Here is a 1,890-nt window from a genome sequence, read left to right as displayed (position 1 = left end):
CTGCAGTATATGTTTTAAATTTTTGTTCTTTTCCTGCCATTAAAAAATGCACCTCCTCTAAAAGTTTAGTAAAGTTCTTTTTTAATTTTACTTACTTTTCGGGGTGCAGTCTTTAATGCCGTCAAAAGATTTAAACAAATTATTTATATGTTATCAAACTATACATATAGTAAATACGCAATTAATAAAGGTTATAATGATGATATTAAATTATTTGCTCCTTATTATTTTGAATTAATTTCATCACCAAACCAAAAAGAAAATAGATATTGAGAATTTGAACATTGTAAAGTTCAATTAATTTCGTCATATTTTAATTTTTCAGGTTGAATAGGATCACCGCCTGAACCAATAAATTATTGAAAAGAAGTTAAAGAAAGTGATAAACTATTTATAATTGACAGTAAATATTATATAGTTGTTGCTCGAAATAGTTTAAATAGTGATTGAAAGATATTTAAATTAAAAAATAATGGTGAAAAAGGTAGTGGTTTAAAAACAGATTGAGGTGAAAGACCTGTTGGTTGGGTTTTTACTTCTAATGGTATTTATTTAGCTACAGGTAATTTGTTAGATTCTTCAATGGAATATGTATGGGGTAAAACTAAAAAATATGAAAATTATATTAAATCAGTTTACCGTTGAGATACTATAGATGAACCACAAATTCCTGAAATAGAACCGGAAACAGGTTCAATTATAAAATGAAATTTAAAAAATCAAAATAATATCAACAACAATGATGATGAAATTAAAGTAACTGTTAAAAACAATGAAATTTCAGAAAATTATATTTATCAATTAGAAGCAAATTATTTTAATTGATTATCAATAACAAATGAATTAGAAACAAATAATATATCGTCCCTTATTCCAGCAGAAATTAAATTATCAGATGGTGAATATGGTAAATATTTAACTAATTTAATTGTTTCTAATGACAGAATAGAAGAATATTTAAACTATTTTTATCAATGATATAGATTACTTTATTCTAAAGCAGTTTGAACAAGTATGACTAAAAAAATAGTTGAAGATAATATTAAAATAGTTTTTGATAGCCATCAAAAATTATTTAATTTAAATCAAATTGAAATATCAGGTATTTGAGGTTATGGAAATTATGACATTACAATTTTTACAGAAAAAGAACAAATTAATATTAATAATTTAAAATTATTTAATAAAAATAATGAAAAATTATCATTAATTACATTAGAAATATAAAAAAATTTTTAGAAGATCTAAAAATTTTTTTATTAAAGTGCTATTTCACCAGTTTTATTATTTACAACTAAAATAGGAATATCTTTATTTAAATTTCAACGGTAAACTGATTTAATATAATTTTCATATTTTTTAGTTTTACCTCATACATATTCTATTGAAGAATCTAACAAATTACCTGTAGCTAAATAAATACCATTAGAAGTAAAAACCCAACCAACAGGTCTTTCACCTCAATCTGTTTTTAAACCACTACCTTTTTCACCATTATTTTTTAATTTAAATATCTTTCAATCACTATTTAAACTATTTCGAACAATAACTATATAATATTTACTGTCTACTTTATTAAATGGTTTTTCTTGTGGTGCTATTCATTCTAAAATACCATCTTTTGTTTTTATATTATTATTGTTTTTTAGTTCTGTAAATTGTAAATGCAAATGTAGCACTTTATTGAAAAAAATAAAGTGCTTTTTATTTTGTAAAAATACTTATATTTATTGGATTAATCGTTAGATAGTATCTTTTACACTTAATAAAATAGGTTTTTTCTGAAAAATTCATCCTTTCTTTTCTTAAAAAATTTTTAAATAATTGTTTTATTTAATTATTAGTTAATTGTTAAATATATTACTAGAAAATACATTTGATAAACTAAGA

2 protein-coding genes are annotated in these 1,890 nt (G+C 21.7%); one reads left to right on the top strand and one right to left on the bottom strand.

The window, feature by feature from the left end:
• Nucleotides 1–147 precede the first annotated feature (147 nt).
• Complete coding sequence (locus tag D9R21_RS06140) at nucleotides 148–1,227, top strand: hypothetical protein (RefSeq protein ID WP_126821503.1); 1,080 nt, start codon at nucleotides 148–150, stop codon at nucleotides 1,225–1,227.
• Nucleotides 1,228–1,259: 32 nt separating this feature from the next.
• Here D9R21_RS06140 and D9R21_RS06135 read toward each other — a convergent pair whose 3' ends face one another.
• Nucleotides 1,260–1,679 (bottom strand): hypothetical protein, encoded by a 420-nt coding sequence (locus D9R21_RS06135; protein ID WP_158613954.1) that lies wholly within the window; start codon nucleotides 1,677–1,679, stop codon nucleotides 1,260–1,262.
• Nucleotides 1,680–1,890 lie beyond the last annotated feature (211 nt).

The organism is Spiroplasma endosymbiont of Megaselia nigra (assembly GCF_003987485.1).
Taxonomy (GTDB): Bacteria; Bacillota_I; Bacilli_A; order Mycoplasmatales; family Mycoplasmataceae; genus Spiroplasma.
Note: the sequence above shows the minus strand (reverse complement) of the source record. Positions and strands in the feature narration are given on the sequence as shown.